This is a genomic window from Ruegeria sp. AL3 (genome assembly GCF_056536065.1).
The window spans coordinates 1-20,256 of the sequence record NZ_JBQFJG010000002.1; the positions used below are offsets into that span (position 1 = coordinate 1).

At 57.1% G+C, this 20,256-nt stretch carries 13 protein-coding genes and 6 pseudogenes; 13 read left to right on the plus strand and 6 right to left on the minus strand.

Going from position 1 to position 20,256, the window contains the following annotated elements; all coding sequences use genetic code 11:
* A pseudogene (locus tag ACR3E6_RS16380) lies at window positions 1-401 on the plus strand (glycosyl transferase); the annotation flags it as partial.
* 640 nt (window positions 402-1,041) lie between these two features.
* Here the strand turns inward: ACR3E6_RS16380 and ACR3E6_RS16385 are convergent.
* From ACR3E6_RS16385 to ACR3E6_RS16395, 3 genes and pseudogenes are all read right to left on the minus strand, one after another.
* Complete coding sequence (locus ACR3E6_RS16385) at window positions 1,042-3,255, minus strand: NADP-dependent isocitrate dehydrogenase (protein ID WP_480488187.1); 2,214 nt, start codon at window positions 3,253-3,255, stop codon at window positions 1,042-1,044.
* A gap of 318 nt (window positions 3,256-3,573) precedes the next feature.
* Window positions 3,574-4,631, minus strand: a pseudogene (locus ACR3E6_RS16390) (ABC transporter ATP-binding protein).
* Window positions 4,628-5,431 (minus strand): IclR family transcriptional regulator, encoded by an 804-nt coding sequence (locus ACR3E6_RS16395; RefSeq protein ID WP_480488189.1) that lies wholly within the window; start codon window positions 5,429-5,431, stop codon window positions 4,628-4,630. The pseudogene ACR3E6_RS16390 and the gene ACR3E6_RS16395 overlap by 4 nt, the downstream one beginning before the upstream one ends.
* A gap of 141 nt (window positions 5,432-5,572) precedes the next feature.
* On the opposite strand from ACR3E6_RS16395, the pseudogene ACR3E6_RS16400 reads away from it, so the two are divergent.
* From ACR3E6_RS16400 to ACR3E6_RS16455, 12 genes and pseudogenes are all read left to right on the plus strand, one after another.
* Window positions 5,573-6,831: pseudogene (locus tag ACR3E6_RS16400) on the plus strand (ABC transporter substrate-binding protein).
* A 92-nt stretch (window positions 6,832-6,923) separates the two neighbouring features.
* Window positions 6,924-7,850 carry a carbohydrate ABC transporter permease gene (locus ACR3E6_RS16405; RefSeq protein ID WP_171636104.1) on the plus strand — a complete coding sequence of 309 codons (927 nt, stop codon included), beginning with the start codon at window positions 6,924-6,926 and terminating at the stop codon, window positions 7,848-7,850.
* A 1-nt stretch (window position 7,851) separates the two neighbouring features.
* Window positions 7,852-8,700 carry a carbohydrate ABC transporter permease gene (locus tag ACR3E6_RS16410; protein ID WP_170345350.1) on the plus strand — a complete coding sequence of 283 codons (849 nt, stop codon included), beginning with the start codon at window positions 7,852-7,854 and terminating at the stop codon, window positions 8,698-8,700.
* 38 nt (window positions 8,701-8,738) lie between these two features.
* Window positions 8,739-9,190, plus strand: a pseudogene (locus tag ACR3E6_RS16415) (family 4 glycosyl hydrolase); the annotation flags it as partial.
* 3 nt (window positions 9,191-9,193) lie between these two features.
* The gene (locus ACR3E6_RS16420) at window positions 9,194-9,394 is read left to right on the plus strand and encodes a family 4 glycosyl hydrolase (RefSeq protein WP_480489135.1); all 201 of its coding nucleotides are present in this window, start codon (window positions 9,194-9,196) and stop codon (window positions 9,392-9,394) included.
* Window positions 9,394-10,035: a family 4 glycosyl hydrolase gene (locus ACR3E6_RS16425; RefSeq protein WP_480488192.1), complete on the plus strand. Its 642-nt coding sequence runs from the start codon at window positions 9,394-9,396 to the stop codon at window positions 10,033-10,035. The genes ACR3E6_RS16420 and ACR3E6_RS16425 overlap by 1 nt, the downstream gene beginning before the upstream one ends.
* Before the next feature lie 58 nt (window positions 10,036-10,093).
* Window positions 10,094-11,797: pseudogene (locus ACR3E6_RS16430) on the plus strand (IlvD/Edd family dehydratase).
* Window positions 11,797-12,561 (plus strand): SDR family NAD(P)-dependent oxidoreductase, encoded by a 765-nt coding sequence (locus tag ACR3E6_RS16435; protein WP_171636111.1) that lies wholly within the window; start codon window positions 11,797-11,799, stop codon window positions 12,559-12,561. The pseudogene ACR3E6_RS16430 and the gene ACR3E6_RS16435 overlap by 1 nt, the downstream one beginning before the upstream one ends.
* 4 nt (window positions 12,562-12,565) lie before the next feature.
* Window positions 12,566-13,459 carry a 2-dehydro-3-deoxygalactonokinase gene (locus tag ACR3E6_RS16440; RefSeq protein ID WP_480488193.1) on the plus strand — a complete coding sequence of 298 codons (894 nt, stop codon included), beginning with the start codon at window positions 12,566-12,568 and terminating at the stop codon, window positions 13,457-13,459.
* Window positions 13,456-14,059, plus strand: a pseudogene (locus tag ACR3E6_RS16445) (2-dehydro-3-deoxy-6-phosphogalactonate aldolase). Before ACR3E6_RS16440 ends, ACR3E6_RS16445 begins: the two are co-directional and overlap by 4 nt.
* Window positions 14,056-14,916 (plus strand): SMP-30/gluconolactonase/LRE family protein, encoded by an 861-nt coding sequence (locus ACR3E6_RS16450; RefSeq protein WP_480488194.1) that lies wholly within the window; start codon window positions 14,056-14,058, stop codon window positions 14,914-14,916. Before ACR3E6_RS16445 ends, ACR3E6_RS16450 begins: the two are co-directional and overlap by 4 nt.
* A complete protein-coding gene (locus ACR3E6_RS16455; protein ID WP_480488196.1) occupies window positions 14,913-16,829 on the plus strand; it encodes a beta-galactosidase in 1,917 nt (638 codons plus the stop codon). Before ACR3E6_RS16450 ends, ACR3E6_RS16455 begins: the two co-directional genes overlap by 4 nt.
* Before the next feature lie 40 nt (window positions 16,830-16,869).
* Here ACR3E6_RS16455 and ACR3E6_RS16460 read toward each other — a convergent pair whose 3' ends face one another.
* From ACR3E6_RS16460 to ACR3E6_RS16470, 3 genes are read right to left on the minus strand one after another with little or no spacing between them, the layout of a single operon-like run.
* Window positions 16,870-18,141: an ABC transporter permease gene (locus ACR3E6_RS16460; RefSeq protein WP_480488198.1), complete on the minus strand. Its 1,272-nt coding sequence runs from the start codon at window positions 18,139-18,141 to the stop codon at window positions 16,870-16,872.
* Window positions 18,138-19,058, minus strand: a complete 921-nt coding sequence (locus ACR3E6_RS16465) for an ABC transporter permease (RefSeq protein ID WP_171119259.1) — start codon at window positions 19,056-19,058, stop codon at window positions 18,138-18,140. The genes ACR3E6_RS16460 and ACR3E6_RS16465 overlap by 4 nt, the downstream gene beginning before the upstream one ends.
* A 12-nt stretch (window positions 19,059-19,070) precedes the next feature.
* Window positions 19,071-20,183: an ABC transporter ATP-binding protein gene (locus ACR3E6_RS16470; RefSeq protein ID WP_171636122.1), complete on the minus strand. Its 1,113-nt coding sequence runs from the start codon at window positions 20,181-20,183 to the stop codon at window positions 19,071-19,073.
* Between the last annotated feature and the right edge of the window lie 73 nt (window positions 20,184-20,256).

The window sequence follows — 20,256 nt, forward strand, 5'->3', positions numbered from 1 at the left end:
AAACAGAGCTAACAGTTCATGCGATGCAGATGCGCATGCCAATCGGTGAGGTTCAAACAAGGTATTCGTCACGCCTGCCGGATTCGAACTCTAAGCTGGCGACGTTTTCCGACGGGTGGCGGATTCTCAAAATGATCGGCTTGTTGATCAAGGATGAAAAGCCCGTTGCGTTTTTCCTGTCATTGGCCGTGTTGATGTTTTTGCCTTCGCTCTTTGTGTTTGCATCCGTATTCCGGGAATTTTTGGAAACAGGGCTTGTCGATAGAATTCCGTCTGTCGTCGTCGCAGTATCCGGTTTTGTTGCGACAATGCTGTCCATCGTCTGCGCTTTGATTCTGGAATCTCTGGCTCTTGCCCGAGGGAAGCACGTCGTCTGTCATATTTGCAGCACAAAGGTGTAGCTGCGTCAGGCGTTGACCAAATCAAGCCATCGCTTGTCGAGGCTCAAACCCGTCGATTTGGCTGATTAAAATCAACCCCCAGTTCAATGCTAGGCAAATGAACGGCCTGTTCGCGCGTAAGCGTCTGAACACGCTGGTTTGTTCAAGGATTTGGTGAACCAGATACGCAAATGGCCAGCACCCCAAATGCCGGCCATTTTTCTGAGTGAGTGATATAGCCCTAAGGCCTCACCAGTGAAATTCTTTGTCCCCAAATACCTAACGCGGACTGAAAACCGGCGCTATTGGGGGAATCCCGTAAATCTTAAATTTTTCCAAAAATCAGGATTTTTCGATCCTTGCTGACCGCCCTGTTCGCAGTTTCAGGAAAGCGATCGAAATTTGCGCCTGGTGTCCGGACGGCCCAAGCGCTGGAACCCAACGTGATGCGCAGATGTTTACCGGGCACACATTGCGCAAGTCGTTCATAGGACCTGACAAGGTTGGTTTTAACGGCGCAGCCACAGCAAGCTACAGATCGTCAGGCGTAAGGTTCGGGGCGGGTCTTTGGGCAATCCCGCGTTCCATGAAAAGGACCGCTCAAAGGCGGTCCCTTCGTGTATTGATGTCGGACGAAACTCGCCCGCCTGTTCGACGGCGATCAGCCGATGATTGCGTTCAGCGTAGCGCTGGGGCGCATCACAGCGGCGGTTTTGACCGGGTCAGTGTGATAGTACCCGCCCAAATCCACCGACGGTCCTTGGACTGCGGCCAGTTCCGACAAGATCTGCTCTTCTTTCTCTGCCAGCGCTTTTGCAAGTGGTGCCATTTCAGCTGCCAGATCGGCATCGTCAGATTGGGCAGCCAAGGCTTGGGCCCAGTAGCGCGCGAACCAGTAGTGGCTGTCGCGGTTGTCCGGTTCGCCGACTTTTCGACTTGGCGACCGGTTGTTGTCCAAAATGCCCTGAGTTGCGGCCTCTGCCGCAGCGCCAAGAACACCTGCCTTCGCGTTTCCTTTGGCGTCGGCCAGGAAGTTCAGTGATTCCCCAAGCGCGCAGAATTCACCCATCGAATCCCAGCGCAGGTGATTTTCCTCGACCAATTGCTGCACGTGTTTCGGTGCCGAGCCCCCTGCCCCGGTTTCGAACAGGCCGCCGCCATTCATAAGCTTGACGATCGACAGCATCTTGGCCGAGGTGCCCAGTTCGAGAATCGGGAACAGGTCGGTCAGATAGTCACGCAGCACGTTGCCGGTGATGGCGATGCTGTCCTTTCCGGCGGTGATGGTTTCCAGCGTCTGGCGCGTTGCCTCGCGCGGGGCCATGATCTGGAACTTGTCAGCCACGCCCGCAGCCTCGAGTGCCGGTTCGACATATTTGATCAGCTCTGCGTCGTGGGCACGGTTCGCATCCAGCCAGAAGATCGCCTCGGATCCGGTCAGGCGCTGACGGTCCATCGCCAACTGTATCCAGTTCTCGATCGGCGCCTTCTTGACGGTGCAGGCCCGCCAGATGTCACCCTTTTCGACCTCGTGCGAAAGCAGGGCCTCGCCATTGGCCAGAACGATGCGCATTGAGCCGTCGGCGGGCGCCTCGAAGGTGGTCGGGTGGCTGCCGTATTCCTCGGCCTTCTGCGCCATAAGGCCAACATTTGCGACCGCACCGGCAGTGGCGGGATTCAATGCACCATTGGCTTTGAAGAACTTGATGCTTTCATCATAAACAGTTGCATAGCACCGGTCGGGGATGACGCAATTTGTATCACCCTTGGCACCGGTCTCATCCCAACCCTTGCCGCCCGCGCGGATCACCGCTGGCATCGAAGCATCAATGATCACATCGGAAGGAACATGCAGGTTGGTGATGCCCTTGTCGCTATCCACCATATACATGGATGGACGATCAGACTTGATCGCGTTTATTGCGGCGACGATCTCGGCATTGTTTTGAACACGCTCAAGCAAATCGCCAAGACCCGAGTTCGGATTCACACCCAGCGCATCCAGTTCCGCACCGAATTTGTCGAAAACCGGCGCCAACCAGGCCTTGACCGCATAGCCAAAGATGATCGGGTCCGAGACCTTCATCATTGTGGCTTTCAGGTGCAACGAGAACATTGTGCCGTCTTTCTTGGTGTCCTCGATGGCCTCTGCAAGAAAGGATGACAGTGCTTTGACCGACATGAAGGTCGCATCAGCCACGGTGCCTTCGTCCAGCGGCCACGCGTTCTTAAGGACAGTCACACTGCCGTCTTTGCTGACAAACTCGATCCTTGCATCGCCCGCTTGGGCAGCGGTGATGGTGGACGATTTCTCATTGGCGTAAAAATCGTTGCCCGACATGGACGAGACTTTGGTTTTGCTGTCCGAGGTCCATTCGCCCATGGAATGCGGGTTGTTGCGGGCATAGTTTTTGACAGCCCGCGCCGCACGGCGGTCACTGTTACCTTCACGCAGAACCGGGTTCACGGCCGAGCCTTTGATGGCATCATAACGCGCACGGATCGCCTTTTCTTCGTCGGTCGAAGGTTCTTCGGGATAGGCCGGGATATCATAGCCTTGCGACTGCAACTCTTCTATGGCGGCCACCAGTTGCGGAACCGATGCCGAGATGTTCGGCAGCTTGATCACATTGGCGTCCGGGGTTTTTACCAGCTCACCCAATGCTGCCAGATCGTCCGAGACACGCTGCTCATCCGTCAGGTTTTCGGGGAAGGCTGCCAGAATGCGCCCGGCCAGTGAAATGTCCTTGGTGCCCACGCTGACGCCAGCAGCCGAAGCGAACTTGCGAATGATGGGCAGGAACGAGGCGCTGGCCAGTTCGGGCGCTTCGTCTACAATGGTATACAATATGTCGAAGTTCGATTTATCTGCCATATTCTTTTACCTTTTTAAGCCTTTCGGGGCGTGCGATCCAAGAGTTGAAGCCACTTCAGCGTGGCGCGGGAGGGGCGCGATCACGATACCGCCCCTGGGTGACTCTGTTTTGACAGGGCCTCCCTTAAATCACGTTACGCGGGGAATCAATCATCTGTGCCCGCGCGTTTTGCCACGGGCTGGGCTTGGATGGCTTTTGATGTCATCAGCTCAACGTTTCACCCGGCTGTCTTTGGCGTTTCCCTTCAGGTCACGCCACATGTTTTCCATGAAGCTGCCCGGCTGGTCCCACGAATTTTTTCGGGTTGCGGCCAAGGATTACCGAAATCTCTGCCCTGTCTCGGGATCAAATACCATGGCACGGTCAGGTTGAATGGATATGCCAATCCGGTCGCCGGTTTTGCTGCGCTGGTCATCCCGCTCTTCCACAATCAGTTTGTCCCCATTTGGCGTCAGCAAATACGAGTAGGATACACCCCCAAGCGCTTCGGTCAGGTCCACAGTGCAGGTGTCGGCAGACCGGTCGATGTGAATATGTTCAGGGCGCATCCCCAACGTCACCTTACCCGTTCCGGCAGGAACAGTTGCCGAGACCGGCAATGGCTGGCCCAAAGCGGGATGGGTGACATGGCCGTCGGCATAATCGCAATCAAGAAAGTTCATCGCGGGCGAACCGATGAAACCTGCAACAAACCGGTTGTCGGGATCACGGTACAGATCCATCGGGGCGCCGACCTGTTCGATCCGGCCATCGCGCAGCACCACAATCTTGTCCGCCATCGTCATGGCTTCGACCTGATCATGGGTCACATAGATCATGGTTGCACCGATTTCCTGATGCAGACGCGCGATTTCGACGCGCATCTCGACACGCAATTCAGCGTCCAAGTTGGACAGGGGTTCGTCAAACAGAAAACCTCGGGCCCGCGTACAATCGCCCGCCCGATCGCAACCCTTTGCCGTTGCCCCCCGGACAGGGCCTTGGGTTTGCGCTTGAGATAAGGATCAAGCTTCAGGATGCTCGAAGCCTCCTGCACCTTCTGGTCGATCTCGGCTTTTGGGACACCATTCATGCGTAGACCAAATCCCATGTTTTCCGCCACTGACATGTGCGGGTAGAGCGCATAAGTCTGAAACACCATCGCCACGCCGCGCTTGGCTGGATCCATATGTGTCACCTCGCGCGATCCGATGTGAATCTCACCTTCCGAGGTTTCTTCCAGCCCTGCAATCATCCGCAACAACGTGGATTTTCCGCACCCTGAAGGCCCTACAAAAACGCAGAACTCACCATCTTCGATTTGCAGGTCGATCCCATGAATGACCTGTGTCTGACCGTACCGTTTGATTGCCCGATTCAGAGTTACACCTGTCATGTCATCAGCATCCTGTCGTTTTTGGAACTAGGGCCTGTTTCGGGAAACCGCCAGGCTTGTGCCTCGGTTCCGATTTGTTCAGCCACGCGCCGCAGGCGCACCCAGGCTTCGAGTTGATCGAAATCCATTCGTTCGGTGGACCCGGTTATCGAAATTGCCCCAAGCATCCGACCGTTCGACGTCAGAACTGGGCAGGCGATGCATATGATGCCAGGCTCGTGCTCTTCATCATCGATGGCAAATCCCCGGCTGCGAATTCTGTCAAGATCAGCCCGCAACATCTTTTCGGATGTCAGAGTTTTGTTGGTGAAGCGGTGATAGCTTTGCTGCGACGCCGCCCTGTTCAACGCATCTTCGTCCAAAAATGCCAGCATCGCCTTGCCGACCCCTGTGCAGTAGGCCGGGCCAACTTTACCAGCCTGAGAGTACATCTCGATTGGTTGTGCGGCGTTGCGTTTGTCGACGTAAAGAACCTGACTGGAATCAAGCTGCGCCAGATGCACGGTTTCACCGGTTTCTTGACTGAGGGCATCCAGAAAAGGCCGCGCTATCGGGGCCAATGAGCTTTGCGTCCATGCCGCATGGGCCAACCGGACCAGTCGCATCCCGGGCGCATAGGTCTGCCTGTCGCGGTCATATGACAGCATTCCCTGGTTGGTGAGGGATTGCAGAAATCGATACAGGGTCGCCTTTGGAAAATCGCTGCTTTCCAAAAGTTCAGCGAATCGAACGGGGCGCTCGAACGATGCCACGTGATCCAGCACATCACATGCTTTGCCTATAGTTCCGTCACCTGACACGGGCCATCATTCTCCTCCGATTTTCCCTCGCCATCCTCACGAGGGTCTTGACAACAGTAACCGAGTCGATGTGTAGTTTTCAATATATAAAACAAGGTTTCACTATTTGGAACCTTATTGGAGAGAAACAGGGAGGAAACTATGTATTCAACTTTCAAGCGCACGACGGCTGCGCTGGCGCTTGGTGTCGCGATGGCGGCACCAGCAGCTGCGGAACTCACCGGAGAGCTGCGGATCTTTCTGGACACATCGAACCCGGCGCCACGCGCGACAATGGAGGCGATGATCGAACGGTTCGGGGCACAGCATCCGGGGTTGGAAATCGAAACAACCGTCATCGACCGCGAAGCCTATAAAACGCAGATCCGGAACTTCCTGACGGCTGACACCCGGACGTGGCCACGTGGTACGCGGCCAACCGTATGAAACCATATGTCGAGGCGGGTCTGTTCGAGGACGTTTCAGATTTGTGGGCCGAGCCCGAGATCGCCGACAATCTCGCTTCGACCAAGGGCGCTTTGACAATCGACGGCAAGCAATGGGGTGTGCCGTATACCTATTATCAGTGGGGTGTCTACTATCGCAAAGACATCTTTGACGAGCTGGGCCTGAGCGAGCCGACTACTTGGGAAGAAGAACTGTCCAACTGCCAGAAAATCGTCGATTCAGGACGCGCCTGCTACACGATCGGTACCAAGTTCCTTTGGACCGCTGGTGGCTGGTTTGACTACTTGAACATGCGCACAAACGGCTTTGATTTTCATCAGCAATTGGCCAATGGCGAAGTCAGCTGGGAAGACGACCGGGTCAAGCAGACCTTCGCCAACTGGAAACAGTTGATCGACATGGGCGCATTCATCGACAACCACCAGACCTACAGCTGGCAGGAAGCGCTGCCCTTCATGGTCAATGGTGAGGCAGCAGCCTATCTGATGGGCAACTTCGCAGTGGCACCGTTGCGCGATGCGGGCCTGACAGATGACCAGCTGGATTTCTACCAGTTCGTCGCGATCAATCCCGATGTTGAGCTGGCCGAAGACGCTCCGACAGACACGTTCCACATCCCGGCCAATGCTTCGAACAAGGAAGCTGCGCGCGAATTCCTGCGTTTCGTGGTCTCTGCTGATGAACAGACCGAAATCAACAACGGCGCGAATCTCGGCCAATTGCCGGTCAACGCGCAATCCGCTGTGGATGACGACAAGTTCCTGCAACAGGGCTTTGAAATGCTTTCGTCCAACAGCCCCGGTGGGGTAGCCCAGTTCTGGGACCGCGACGCGCCTGCGGAAATGGCCAAAGTGTCCATGGAAGGTTTCCAGGAATTCATGGTCAAACCCGACAACTTGGACCGGATACTGGCCAAACTCGAACGCGCGCGCGAGCGTATTTACGATAACTGATCAGGCAAGGGTCGGGCCAAAGCCCGGCCCACGCTCCTTTGAATCGTAGGGCGGGTTCCGACCCGCCTTGCTCCAACAGACCCGAGTTTCCCATGACAGTTGCAGCCGACGCCTCAGAACAGGAAAGCTGGTTCCATCGCAACCAACAACGCATCGCACCCTGGCTGTTTCTGGCCCCCGGGATGCTGTTCTTCTTGGTCTATGTGATTATCCCGGTATTCCAGTCCTTCAACCTGTCGCTTTACGAGTGGGACGGCCTGGGCGCTGCGGAATACGTCGGCTTTCGCAACTACGAAGACCTCTATTGGGAATGGGTAGACCGGGATGCTTTCTACATCTCGATGAAGAACAATCTGATCTGGCTGATCCTGTACCTGGCCGCGATTCCGGCAGGTTTGTTCATCGCCCTGTTCCTGAATCAGACAGTTTGGGGCATCCGCCTGTATAAGTCCCTGTTTTTCTTTCCTTTCGTGATTTCTCAGGTCGTGGTGGGGCTGGTGTTCACCTGGTTCTACGATCCGACCTTCGGGTTGCTGAACGAATTCCTCGACCTCTTCGGCCTTGGTCCCCTGAACGTGCTTGGCGATGAGCGCTTTGTGACCTACGGCATCATCTTCGCCGGCCTCTGGCCACAAACCGCCTATTGCATGATCCTGTACCTCACCGGCCTGAACGCTGTGGACCCGGAACAGATCGAAGCGGGACGCCTGGACGGGGCCAAGGGTTGGAAGATGCTTTGGCACATCATCATCCCACAATTGCGGCCCGCAACCTTTATCGCGTTTGTCGTGACCATCATCGGCGCATTACGGTCATTCGACCTGATCTCGATCATGACACAAGGCGGACCTTTCGGATCCTCCCGCGTGCTGGCCTATTACATGTTCGAGGTCGCCCTGTCCGAATATGGCTTCCGCATGGGTTATGGCGCGGCCATCGCCGTGATCCTTTTCCTGATCATGTTGTGCTTCATCGCCTACTTCCTGTGGTCGATGTACCGTGAAGAGAAGGGGCGCTGAGATGTTTCCCAAACCCATCGAAAAACAACCCCGCGCGGCGCAGATCACGTATCAAGCCATGCTTCCATTGGCCCTTCTGTTGTGGCTGGGTCCCCTGCTGGCGGTTGCTCTTTTCTCGGTAAAACCCGCTGCTGACTTCACCAACGCGAATTACTGGGGAATGCCGTCCAGCTTTGAAGGCGCCTTTAACTATGGTCAGGTGTTCTTTAATTCGGACATGCCGCGATACCTGCTGAATTCATTCATGATCACCGTCCCTACCGTGATCGGAGCGGTGGCGCTCAGCTGCATGACCGGCTTCGCGCTTGGCATTTACAAGTTCAAGTCGAACCTCTGGATCTTTTTCATGTTCGTGGCTGGGAATTTCGTGCCCTTTCAGATCCTGATGGTGCCGGTTCGGGATCTGACCCTGCAACTTGGGCTCTACAACACCAAGACCGGGCTGGTCCTGTTTCACATCGCCTTCCAGACCGGGTTCTGCACCCTGTTCATGCGCAACTTCATCCGCGCCCTGCCCTTTGAACTGATCGAGGCAGCACGGGTCGAAGGCATCAGCGAATGGCGCATCTTCTGGTACGTGGTCCTGCCGCTGATGAAGCCCGCGATCGCCGCGCTCAGCGTGCTGATCTTCACCTTCATCTGGAACGACTATTTCTGGGCCGTCGTCCTGACGCAAGGCGCGGAAAGCCAGCCTGTAACTGCCGGAATCACCAGTTTCAACGCACAATTCCGCGCCGCTTATCAATTGATGAGCGCGGGCTCCATCGTGGCGGCTCTGCCACCGGTGGCCATGTTCTTCCTGATGCAGAAACACTTTATTGCGGGTTTGACCCTCGGAGCTGTGAAATGACCAAAATTACCTTTATCGGTGCCGGGTCCACAATTTTCATGCAGAACATCGTTGGAGATGCTCTGTTGACCCCTGCGCTGGCCGACAGTCACTTTGCGCTTATGGATATCGACCCCAGCGCCTTGCTGAAAGCGAAGCAGTTGCGCGCTCCATGATCCGCTCGGTCGGGGCCGGGGCGACTGTCTCGACCCATACCGACCGCCGTGCGGCGCTGGACGGGGCCGATTTCGTCATCACCGCCTTTCAGGTCGGGGGGTACAAGCCCTGTACGATCACCGATTTCGAGATCCCCAAGCAGTATGGCTTGCGTCAAACCATCGCTGATACGCTGGGCGTCGGAGGAATCATGCGAGGCCTGCGCACGGTTCCGGTGCTTTGGGATGTCGCAGGGGACATGATGCAACTCTGTCCGAACGCGACATTGCTGCAATACGTAAATCCGATGGCCATCAACACCTGGGCACTGGCCGAACGCTTCCCTTCCCTGAAACATGTGGGCCTTTGCCACTCGGTTCAAAATACGGTCGAGGAACTGGCCCATGATCTGGATCTGCCAAAGGATGAGTTCCGCTACAAAGTCGCGGGCGTCAATCACGTCGCATTCTTTCTGAAACTGGAACATCAGGGCCGCGACCTGTATCCGGCACTGCGACGGGGCTATCACGCGGGAAATTCCCGAAGGCACCGCTGCTGATGCCGCGCTGCCCCAACAAGGTGCGGTACGAGGTGATGGATCATCTGGGCTATTTCTGCACAGAAAGCTCGGAACACCTGGCCGAATACGTGCCGTGGTTCATCAAGGACGGGCGGCAGGACCTGATCGAGGAATTCTCGATCCCGCTGGACGAATACCCCACCCGCTGCGTCGAGCAGGTAGAGATGTGGAAGAAACAGGCCAAGACCCTAACCGACGGGCGCAATATCGATGTCACGCGCAGCCACGAATTCGCCGCCGACCTGATGAACGCGATCGCAACGAACACGCCCTACATGGCCTATGGCAACCTGCCCAACACCGGCCAGATCCCGCAACTGCCCATGGGCGCGGCGGTCGAAACCCCCTGCCTGGTCGACAGCAACGGCGTACAGCCTTCTGTCGTGACCGACATCCCGCCGCAATTGATTGCCCTGATGCGCACCCAGATCAACGTACAGGAACTGACTGTTCGGGCCCTGACAGAACAGAACCCCGAATATATTTATCACGCCGCGATGATGGATCCGCACACCGCCGCCGAACTGGACCTGCGCCAGATCCGAAACCTTGTCACGGATCTGCTGACGGCCCATAACGATTGGCTGCCCGACTGGTGCCGACCGGCCCGCGCCGCCTAATCTTCATCATTTTACAAATACTCAGATCCAACTTCAGCCAAGAAAAACAAAGCCAGACATGATAAAACGCCGCTCACAGCATTGGTATGGAAAACTCGACAAGGATGGCTTCATCCACCGGTCGTGGATGAAAACCGGGCTTTCCCGACCACGCTTTTGACGGACGACCCATAATTGGCATCTGCAACACCTGGTCGGAACTGACCCCCTGCAACTCGGGCCTGCGCGACCTGGCCGAGGGCGTAAAACGCGGCGTGTGGGAGGCGGGCGGCTTCCCGGTCGAATTCCCCGTCATGTCGCTGGGTGAAACCCAGATGAAACCCACCGCGATGCTGTTCCGCAACCTGCTGGCCATGGATGTCGAAGAATCGATCCGCGCCTATGGTATTGACGGAGTCGTTCTGTTGGGCGGCTGCGACAAGACCACGCCGGGGCAACTGATGGGGGCGGCGTCAGTCGATCTGCCTTCGATCGTCGTCAGTTCAGGCCCGATGCTGAACGGTAAATACCGTGGACAGGATATCGGATCCGGCACCGATGTCTGGAAATTTTCCGAGGCCGTTCGGGCCGGCGAAATGACCTTGCAGGATTTCATGAACGCTGAATCCGGCATGTCGCGCAGCGCTGGTGTCTGCATGACCATGGGCACGGCGTCCACCATGGCATCGCTGGTCGAGGCGATGGGCATGAGCCTGCCCACCAATGCCGCGCTTCCGGCGGTCGACGCCCGCCGCATGGCGCTGGCGCACATGACCGGCCGGCGCATCGTCGAGATGGTCGACGAAGACCTCAAGCCCTCGGACATCCTGACCAAAGAGGCGTTCGAGAACGCCATCCTCGCCAATGCCGCCGTAGGAGGCTCGACCAACGCTGTGGTTCACCTGCTGGCGCTGGCGGGGCGTGTCGGGGTTGACCTGACCCTGAAAGACTTTGAAATCGGATCCGAAATACCGCTGCTGGTCAACTGCATGCCGTCGGGCAAATACCTGATGGAAGACTTCTGCTACGCAGGCGGCATGCCGGTTGTACTGAATGAACTCAAATCGTTCCTGCGCCCGGCAAAGACGGTTATGAACAAGGATATCTCAGCACATTACGAAGGGGCCGAGTGTTGCAACTCGGACGTCATCCGTCCCTTCGATGATCCTGTAAAGCCCGCTGCGGGCCTGCGAGTCCTGCGCGGCAACCTTGCGCCGAATGGGGCAATCGTCAAGCCTTCGGCGGCCACTGACGCGCTTCTTGAAACCGAGGGCGAGGCTTTTGTGTTCGACAACATCGAAGATCTGAAGGCCAATATCGACCGTGAAGACCTGCCGGTCACAGCCAAGAGCATTCTGGTGCTCAAAGGGTGTGGCCCCAAGGGGTATCCGGGCATGCCCGAGGTCGGCAACATGCCAATTCCGGCGAAATTGGTGAAAGAGGGTGTGCGAGACATGATCCGGATCTCGGATGCCCGCATGTCGGGAACAGCTTATGGCACCGTCATTTTGCATGTCAGCCCCGAAGCACAGGCGGGTGGCACGCTGGCGCTGGTCAAAAGCGGAGACCGCATCCGTGTTTCAGCCAGCAGCGGCGAACTGGAACTTCTTGTGGACGAAAACGAACTGAACGCCCGCCGCGCCGCGTGGCACCGGATGATCCGCACTACACACGCGGATATGCAAAACTTTACATCGACCACGTGCTGCAAGCGGATCAGGGGGCGGATCTGGATTTCCTTGTTGGCAAAGACACGCGCCTCGTGACCAGAGAGAGCCACTGATGACCCAACCAGCTACATTCCACGATCTCAACGGGGCCTCCGTCTATATCACCGGCGGCGGCTCGGGCGTCGGTGCGGCGCTGACAGATGGATTCATGGCACAGGGGGCCAATGTGGCCTTCATTGGTCGGTCGGATGCCAGCGGTTTTGTCGAAGAGATGCGCGACAAGCACGGCCGCGCGCCGCTGTTCCTGCAAGGCGACATGACGGATACCGAACTACTGCACGCGACGATGGCCAAGGCTGCCGAGGCTCATGGTCCTTTGAACGTCTTGGTGAACAATGCAGCCAACGACCAACGTCATACGCTTGAGGAAACCACGACGGAATTCTGGGACTGGATGATCGAGGTGAACCTGAAAGCCTATTATTTCGCGTGTCAGGAAGCCGCCCGGCAAATGAAAGATGGCGGGTCGATCATCAATTTCAGCTCGATCAGTTACATGATGGGCAATGCTGGCTATCCGATCTATACGACCTCGAATGCCGGGATCACGGGGATGACACGGTCATTGGCACGAGAACTGGGGCCGAGGAAAATCCGCGTCAACGCTCTGGCCCCCGGCTGGGTTCTGACGCAAAAACAGTTGGATAAATGGGCCACGCCCGAGGATCTGGCGGCGCATTTGGACCGGCAATGTCTGAAAGAGCACCTGAAGCCCGAGGATATGATAGCACCAACACTTTTTCTGGCGTCCAAGGCCAGCCATGCAATGACCGGGCAATGTATGGCTGTTGATGGCGGCGTCGTGGTTTCGGGGTGATGTTATGAACGCTGAATGGATCGCCGTCGACTGGGGAACATCTCATTTACGGGCCTGGGCCATGCAGGGTTCGACTGCGCTGGACCATGCGCAATCCGACAAGGGCATGGCGCATGTCGGGCCTGACGGGTTTCAAGCCGCCCTGCTGGATTTGATCGAAAACTGGTTGCCCGGCGCGCCGGTGGATGTGGTCGCTTGCGGAATGGTCGGCGCACGCCAAGGCTGGGTGGAAGCCCCTTATTCGACCGTGCCGTCGGCCCCCTTGCCCGATGTCCCGATCCGCGTACCCGGATCAGATCCGCGCATCCGGGCCTATGTCATACCCGGTCTGAAACAGACAACCCCGCCGGATGTGATGCGGGGTGAGGAAACCCAGATTGCCGGATTTCTGGGCGCGCGCCAGAATTGGGACGGCGTTATCTGCCTGCCCGGAACCCACACGAAATGGGTTCAGGTAAGCGCTGGCGAGGTTGTAAGCTTTCGTACCTTCATGACGGGTGAGTTGTTCGACCTGCTATGTGGTCAGTCCGTGCTGCGGCACTCTGTAGGCCCGGGCTGGGACGAAGACGCTTTCGCCGAGGCGGTTGCGGATACGTTGTCAAAGCCCGAACAATTGGCTGCGCGTCTTTTCAACTTGCGAGCGGCGGACTTGCTGCAAGGTCAGGCCAAAGCCACCGCACGCGCGCGCCTTTCCGGAATGTTGATCGGGGCCGAATTGGCCGCGACACGGCCCTATTGGCTGGGCCAGCAACTGGCCATTATCGGAGCAGAAGGCGTATCGCAGACATATGCAACAGCCCTGCAACGGCAAGGCGCGTTCGTGGAAACCGCAAACGCCACCGAGGCAACTCTGGCCGGGCTTGCGCTGGCCCGAAACATGACAAGGCAAACCGCATGAGCCGTCCCATCATCGCCATATTGCGTGGATTGCAACCACACGAAGCCAAAGCCGTTGGCCGCGCCATTATCGATGCCGGCATCGACCGGATCGAAGTGCCGCTCAATTCTCCGGATCCGCTCAACAGTATCAGAACTTTGGTTGATGCGTTTGGAAACCAGGCCCTGATCGGCGCGGGCACTGTTTTGACAGTCGATCAGGTGGACGCTGTGTCGGCCGCCGGAGGCAAGTTGATCGTATCGCCCAACTATGACGCCGAGGTCATCAAGCGTTCAGTCGCGTTAGGCCTGCAAAGCTGGCCGGGGTTTACACCCCAACCGAAGCTTTGCGGCCCTCACGGCCGGGGCCACCGGTTTGAAGCTGTTCCCCGGGGTGATGGCTGGTCCGGCGGGATTGGCCGCCTTACGTCCGGTTTTGCCCATAGGCTCGCTTGTTTTTGCCGTTGGCGGTGCCGGACCCGAAAATTTCGGGCAATGGATCAAAGCGGGCGCAGATGGCTTTGGGATAGGCTCTGCACTTTACAAACCCGGAATGGATGTCGCCGAAATCGCCGAGCGCTCCCGGCATATCGTCACGGCCTATGACGAGGCCGCCGGATGAGCACTATCTTTGACGACCGCCCCTGCGAGTTGGGCGAAGGCCCGTTGTGGCATCCTGAAAGACGTCAGCTTTTCTGGTTCGATATCATAGGCAAACGTCTGATGACCCGCGAGCGGGGAATGCCCAAAAGCTGGAGCTTCGATGAACATGTTTCGGCCGCGGGCTGGGTGGATCGCGATACGCTTCTTATGGCGTCGGAAACGGGGCTGTGGCGTCTCGATTTGCAAGCCGGAAAGCGGAACTTGATCACGCCTCTGGAAGCCGACAACCCCGTGACCCGTTCAAACGATGGCCGCGCCGATCCGTGGGGTGGGTTTTGGATCGGCACAATGGGCAAGCAGGCAGAACCCGGGGCCGGATCAATCTATCGCTTCTGGAAAGGCGAGTTGAGACGATTGGTTCCGGATGTGACAATCTCCAACGCGATCTGTTTTGCCCCCGATCGTTCGGTGGCCTATTTCTGCGACACCGCAACGAAACAAGTCAGGCGCTGGCGTCTGAACGCCGAAACCGGGTGGCCGGAAGGCGACAGCGCAGTTTTTCTGGATTTGCGCAAAGAAGGTCTGAACCCGGATGGCGCGGTCATCGATGCCCAGGGGAATATCTGGATTGCACAATGGGGTGCCAGCCGAATTGCGGTATACAAGGCCGACGGCATGTTTCTGAAGGCCGTTGCATTTGACGCATCCCATACGTCATGTCCCGCTTTCGGGGGCGATGAACTGAATACGCTTTTCTGCACAACGGCCCGTCAGGGATTGAACGCAGAAACAATAGACAGCCAACCGACCAACGGCATGACCTTTGCCGCGCGAAATGCAGGTCAGGGTCAGGCAGAACACAAGGTCATCTTATGAAGCCGGAACTGGGCGTTTGTTATTATCCTGAACATTGGCCGGAAGCGATGTGGGCAGACGATGCCGCGCAAATGGTCGAAACAGGCCTTACATGGGTGCGTATTGGCGAGTTCGCGTGGAGCCGCATCGAGCCGCAATCCGGCGTTTTTCAATTCGAATGGCTAGATCGCGCGATTGAGACACTCGGAGCAGCCGGATTGAAGGTCGTGCTGGGCACGCCAACCGCAACACCGCCGCGCTGGATGCTGGACAAACACCCGGATATGCTGGCCGCCGATGAAAACGGCAACCCGCGCAAGTTCGGATCACGGCGGCATTACTGCTTTAGCCATCAAGGCTATATCGACGAATCTACCCGCATCGCACGCATATTGGGTGAACGGTTCGGTAGGAACCCGCATGTCGTCGCGTGGCAGATTGACAATGAATACGGGTGTCACGACACCACTCTCAGCTACAGCGCAGCTGCTCAACAGGCATTTCGCCATTGGCTGGCCGAACGGTACGGAACAATTGAAACGCTGAACCAGGCGTGGGGCAATGTGTTCTGGTCGATGGAATATCGCAACTTCAGCGAAATCGACCTGCCCAATCAAACGGTGACCGAGCCGAACCCGGCTCATGTACTGGCATTCCGGCGCTTCAGTTCGGATCAGGTCGCGGCTTTCAACAGAGCACAGGTGGATGCGCTGCGCCCGTTGACTGATGCGCCGCTTTTGCACAATTACATGGGCCGTATTCTGGACTTCGACCATTTCAAGGTTGGCGCGGATCTGGATATCGCCACCTGGGACAGTTATCCGATCGGTTTTCTGTCGGACCGGCTGGATGCCGACGACGCGCACAAGACCGCCTTTTTGCAACAGGGTGATCCGGACATGCAGGCGTTTCACCATGATCTCTACCGGGCGGTCGGGCGCGGCCGTTGGTGGGTGATGGAACAACAACCCGGCCCGGTGAATTGGGCACCGTATAATCCGGCGCCCCTGCCCGGAATGGTGCGTCTTTGGTCCGTGGAAGCCGTGGCTCATGGTGCCGAGGTGGTGAGTTATTTCCGATGGCGGCAAGCCCCGTTTGCGCAAGAGCAAATGCATGCGGGCTTGCTGACATCGAACAATCACCCTGCTGCTGCACTGGCAGAGGCCCGCCAGACCGCAGATGACCTGAACACGTTGGGCGCGGTGCAACAGATACAGGCCAAAGTGGCCATTCTGTTTGATTACGCCTCGGACTGGGCGTGGACCACACAACCACAAGGCGCGGGATTTGATTATTTCCGATTGGTTTTTTCGGCTTACCGCGCGCTGCGACGGGCCGGTCTTTCGGTAGACTTTGTTTCGGCGAAGGACATTCCCGGTGATTACTCGGTGATCTTTGCGCCCGGTTTGGCCACAATGGATCCTGATTTGGAACAACGTTTGGCAGAGAGATGCGATCTTGCCATTCTGGGACCGCGCGGCGGCGCGATCACCCGCGATTTTCAAATTCCTGAAAAGGGCAGACCCGGTCTGAGAAGGATCGATTGCGATGTTGATCTGGTCGAAACTCTGCCGCCCACGGTTGAACGCGCGGTCAAGGGTGGCGGCGCGGCGCGGCATTGGATCGACCGATTGTCAGGAACGGCCAAAGACTTGCTGAGTTTCGAAGACGGAACACCTGCTCTCAAGGCAGGGGACGGAATCTGGTACTTGGCCGGCTTCCCCGATGCAGACCTTTGGGACCGCGTTATAGCCATGGCGGCGGAAGAAGCCGATTTGACATTGCGCAGGATGCCGCAAGGCCTGCGACTGCGCGAGACGGCCGATCATGCCTTCCTGATCAACTACAACGCAGGACCGGTGGATTGGAACGGGCTCACCGTCGAAGGTTGTGACGTCAAAATCCTGAAACGCAATCCGCCCGAACAAACCTGAGGTCAGTCCGGGCGGATGCCGAGGCTACGAACCTGCGCCGCTATTCGTCGTTTTGCAGGCTATTGGGGTCAAACACCCCGCCGAAACCACTGTTATTGGACGGAGTGTTTTCGGATTCAGGCCCACTATCAGCGCCTTCGCTTTCCTCGCCCCCTAAAGAGTTCGGAGCGAAAACATTGCCAAAGCCGCTGTTGTTCGTCGGTTTCGGGGTGGATTGCGCACCGCCCTGTTCCGCTTCTTCAGCTTCGCGTTGCTTGCGGCGTTCTTCACGCTGTTTACGCAACTCCTGAATACGCTGTTCCGCTTCCAGCTGCTTCTGCTCGCGAATATCGGCGATACACTGCGCCGGATTGTAGGTGGCCGCAGTGCCGACAACTGTGATCGTTGCGACGGCAAATACAACCAACAGAACCGCTGCCATGTTGCCGGAAAAGAAGCTGGGCAGTTTGATCTTGCCGGCCAGTTCCTCAACCGTCGCGTTCTTGCGCGCCGCTGCCACCAGTTCCTGACGTTTCAGCTTGGCTTCGTTCAGCAGAGCGAAGAACACTGTCAGCGCCACGATGATGAAGGCCAGCGCCGAGATCGCGGGTGTGATGCCATACCGGACTTTTTGGGCCAGCTCGATCGTCAACGTCGGGTATTCACCGAAGGTAAAGGTGGTGGTGTTGTAGTTTTCGAACGATGCGAGGAACGCCAACACCGCTGCCGATGCAATCGCCGGACGCATGAACGGCAACAGGATCTTGCGGAAGGCCTGGGCGTGGCTGGCCCCAAGGTCCAGTGCCGCCTCGGTCAGGGCCACGTCGTAGCGCTGCAAGCGTGCCACCAACACCAGCATGCAGTAGCTGGCGATAAAGGTGGATTGGCCGATCACCGTCAGAAAAATGCCATTTGACAGGAAGCTGTCCGCCCCCAGTCCCAGCATCCGGTTGATACGATCCCAGAACACCAGCGTCGAGATACCCAGAACAACACCCGGGATCAGGATCGGAGCGATAATGATCGTATAGTAAGTCGCCCGCAGCTTTGGCCAGATCTGGGTCAGCATCAATGCGCCCGCCAGACCCATGGCCACTGACAGGATGACCGTGCCGATCCCGATGATCAGTGAGTTCTTGATACCGTTCAGGATGCGCTGATCCTGAAACAACTCGCCAAACCACTGGAAGGTCAGGCATTCCCACGGGCTCATCCGCGGGAAGCCGGACGAGTTGAACGCGGTGATCGACATGATCACAAGCGGGCCAAGCAGATACAGGAAGAAGATCGCCAGATAGACCCAGATGCTTATGCGGAGAAAGGAATTGTTCATTTCCCGATATCCCCCATGTTCACTTTGAACAGGCGCATCATGGCCAGCACGAACAGGATACAGGTCACCAGCAGGACGATCGCATAAGCAGCCCCTTGCGGCCAGTCGTTGTTATCGTTGAACTGCTGATAGATCAGCTGTGTGAACCACAGCGACGACGGCCCGCCCAGGATTTGCGGTGCCGCCAGCGCGCCCGCAGACAGCATGAACACCATCGTACAGCCCGAACTGATCCCTGGCTTGGCATAAGGAATGACCACACGCCAATGTATCCGCCACCACGGCGCGCCAAGGTCGCGCGCGGCTTCGATCTGATTTTTGTCCAGGCTTTCTATGACGTTATACATTGGGAAGATCATCAGCAGAATATAGGCATAGCCCAGCCCGGCATAGAGTGCGATATCGTTTCGGATGAAGTCGAACGGCGTATCCCAGACCCCCAGCCCCACGAACAACGTGTTCAGAACACCGGTTTCACCGAAGATAATACGCAACGCAAAGGCGCGCAGGATTTCGTTGATCCAGTAAGGGATGATCAGCATGATCGCGAAGATGCGGATATGGCTGCCTTCGGACTGCCCCAGATAGTAGGCGATCGGATAGCAGATGATCAGGTTGAAAATCGTGACGCAAACGGCCGCCACGAGGGTGCGGAAGAACACCCGCAGGTCAACCGTGTTGTAATCCTGACTGCCACCTTCGGGGCCGTATATCAGGTACTTGTAGTTCTCCAGCGTATAGACGTCCTTCGGCCCGCCAATTTCTGGTGGGGGCAGGTTTGGACGGAACGAGAAATCCAGCATCGACAGCTGCGGCAGGATAATAAGGCCGATTGTCCAGAACAAAACCAGACCTAGGATCGCCAAGCCCATACCGGTGCCGTTGCGATTGAAGAATTCTTTCAGAAATCGGGGCATGAACTGTTCCCCTTATTCCGCAGCCAGCTCACCCGCGGGAACGACGACGGCATTATGCGTCTCGTATTCCAGCGTGATGTTCTGTCCGGTGTGGTCCTCGAAGGATTGCCCATGGTTGGGGATCGAGACCTTGATTTCCTTTCCGCCTTCGCCTTCGGTGAAGATGTTGAAGACGTTGCCTTCGAACTCTTCATGATTGACCCGGGCGGTGACGAAGTGATCGCCCGTTGCGCCATCGGGGGCAATTGCAAAGGCCTCGGGGCGGATGAACATCATCGCGTCATCACCTTCTTTCATCTTGCCCTGATTGGCCGTCGAAATCCTTGCCACCAGATCCCCCGAACGGTTGGTCGAGATCAAAGCTTCCTTGCCCATCACTTGCTTGATTTTACCGCGGAACACATTGTTTTCGCCAACGAATGAAGCCGCAAAAGCCGTGTTGGGATCGTTGTAAATCGTCTTCCCGTCGGCGATTTGATCAATCACACCGGCACGCATGACGGCGATATTGTCCGACATGGTCAGCGCTTCACCCTGATCGTGCGTGATGTAGATGAAAGTAATGCCGACACGCTGTTGAATTTCACGCAACTCGGTCCGCATGTGCTGGCGCAGCTTCAGGTCAAGTGCCGACAGAGGCTCATCCAGCAACAGCACGTCCGGTTCGGCGCACAGAGCACGGGCAATAGCAACACGCTGACGTTGACCACCTGACAGTTCACTTGGCAGTTTGTCCCCCTGCCCCGGTAACGCAATCATGTCCAGAAGCTCATCGGCGCGCCTGCGGCGTTCGGCAGCACTGGCCCCTTTGATTTCCATGGAAAACGTGATGTTTTCCCAGACCTTCATCAGCGGGAACAATGCGAGGTTCTGAAAGATCAGCGCCGTCGGGCGCTTGTTGGGCCCGATGCCACGCATATTGTTGCCACCAATCAGGACGTTGCCTTCGCTTGGTTCAAGAAAGCCGGACACTGCCCTCAGAATGGTTGTTTTTCCGCAGCCCGATGGCCCGAGGAAAGAAAAGAAATCTCCCCCGTTGATGTTGACGTTTGCATCGCGCACGGCGACGAAGTCACCGAAACGGATCCACAGGTTTTCCAGATCGACTCCGACCCCTGCACTCATTTTTGGTTTCTCCCTGAGGTGCGTGTAGTCACCACACAGTATTAGCGTCCGCCACGCCGGGACGGCGCGCAGA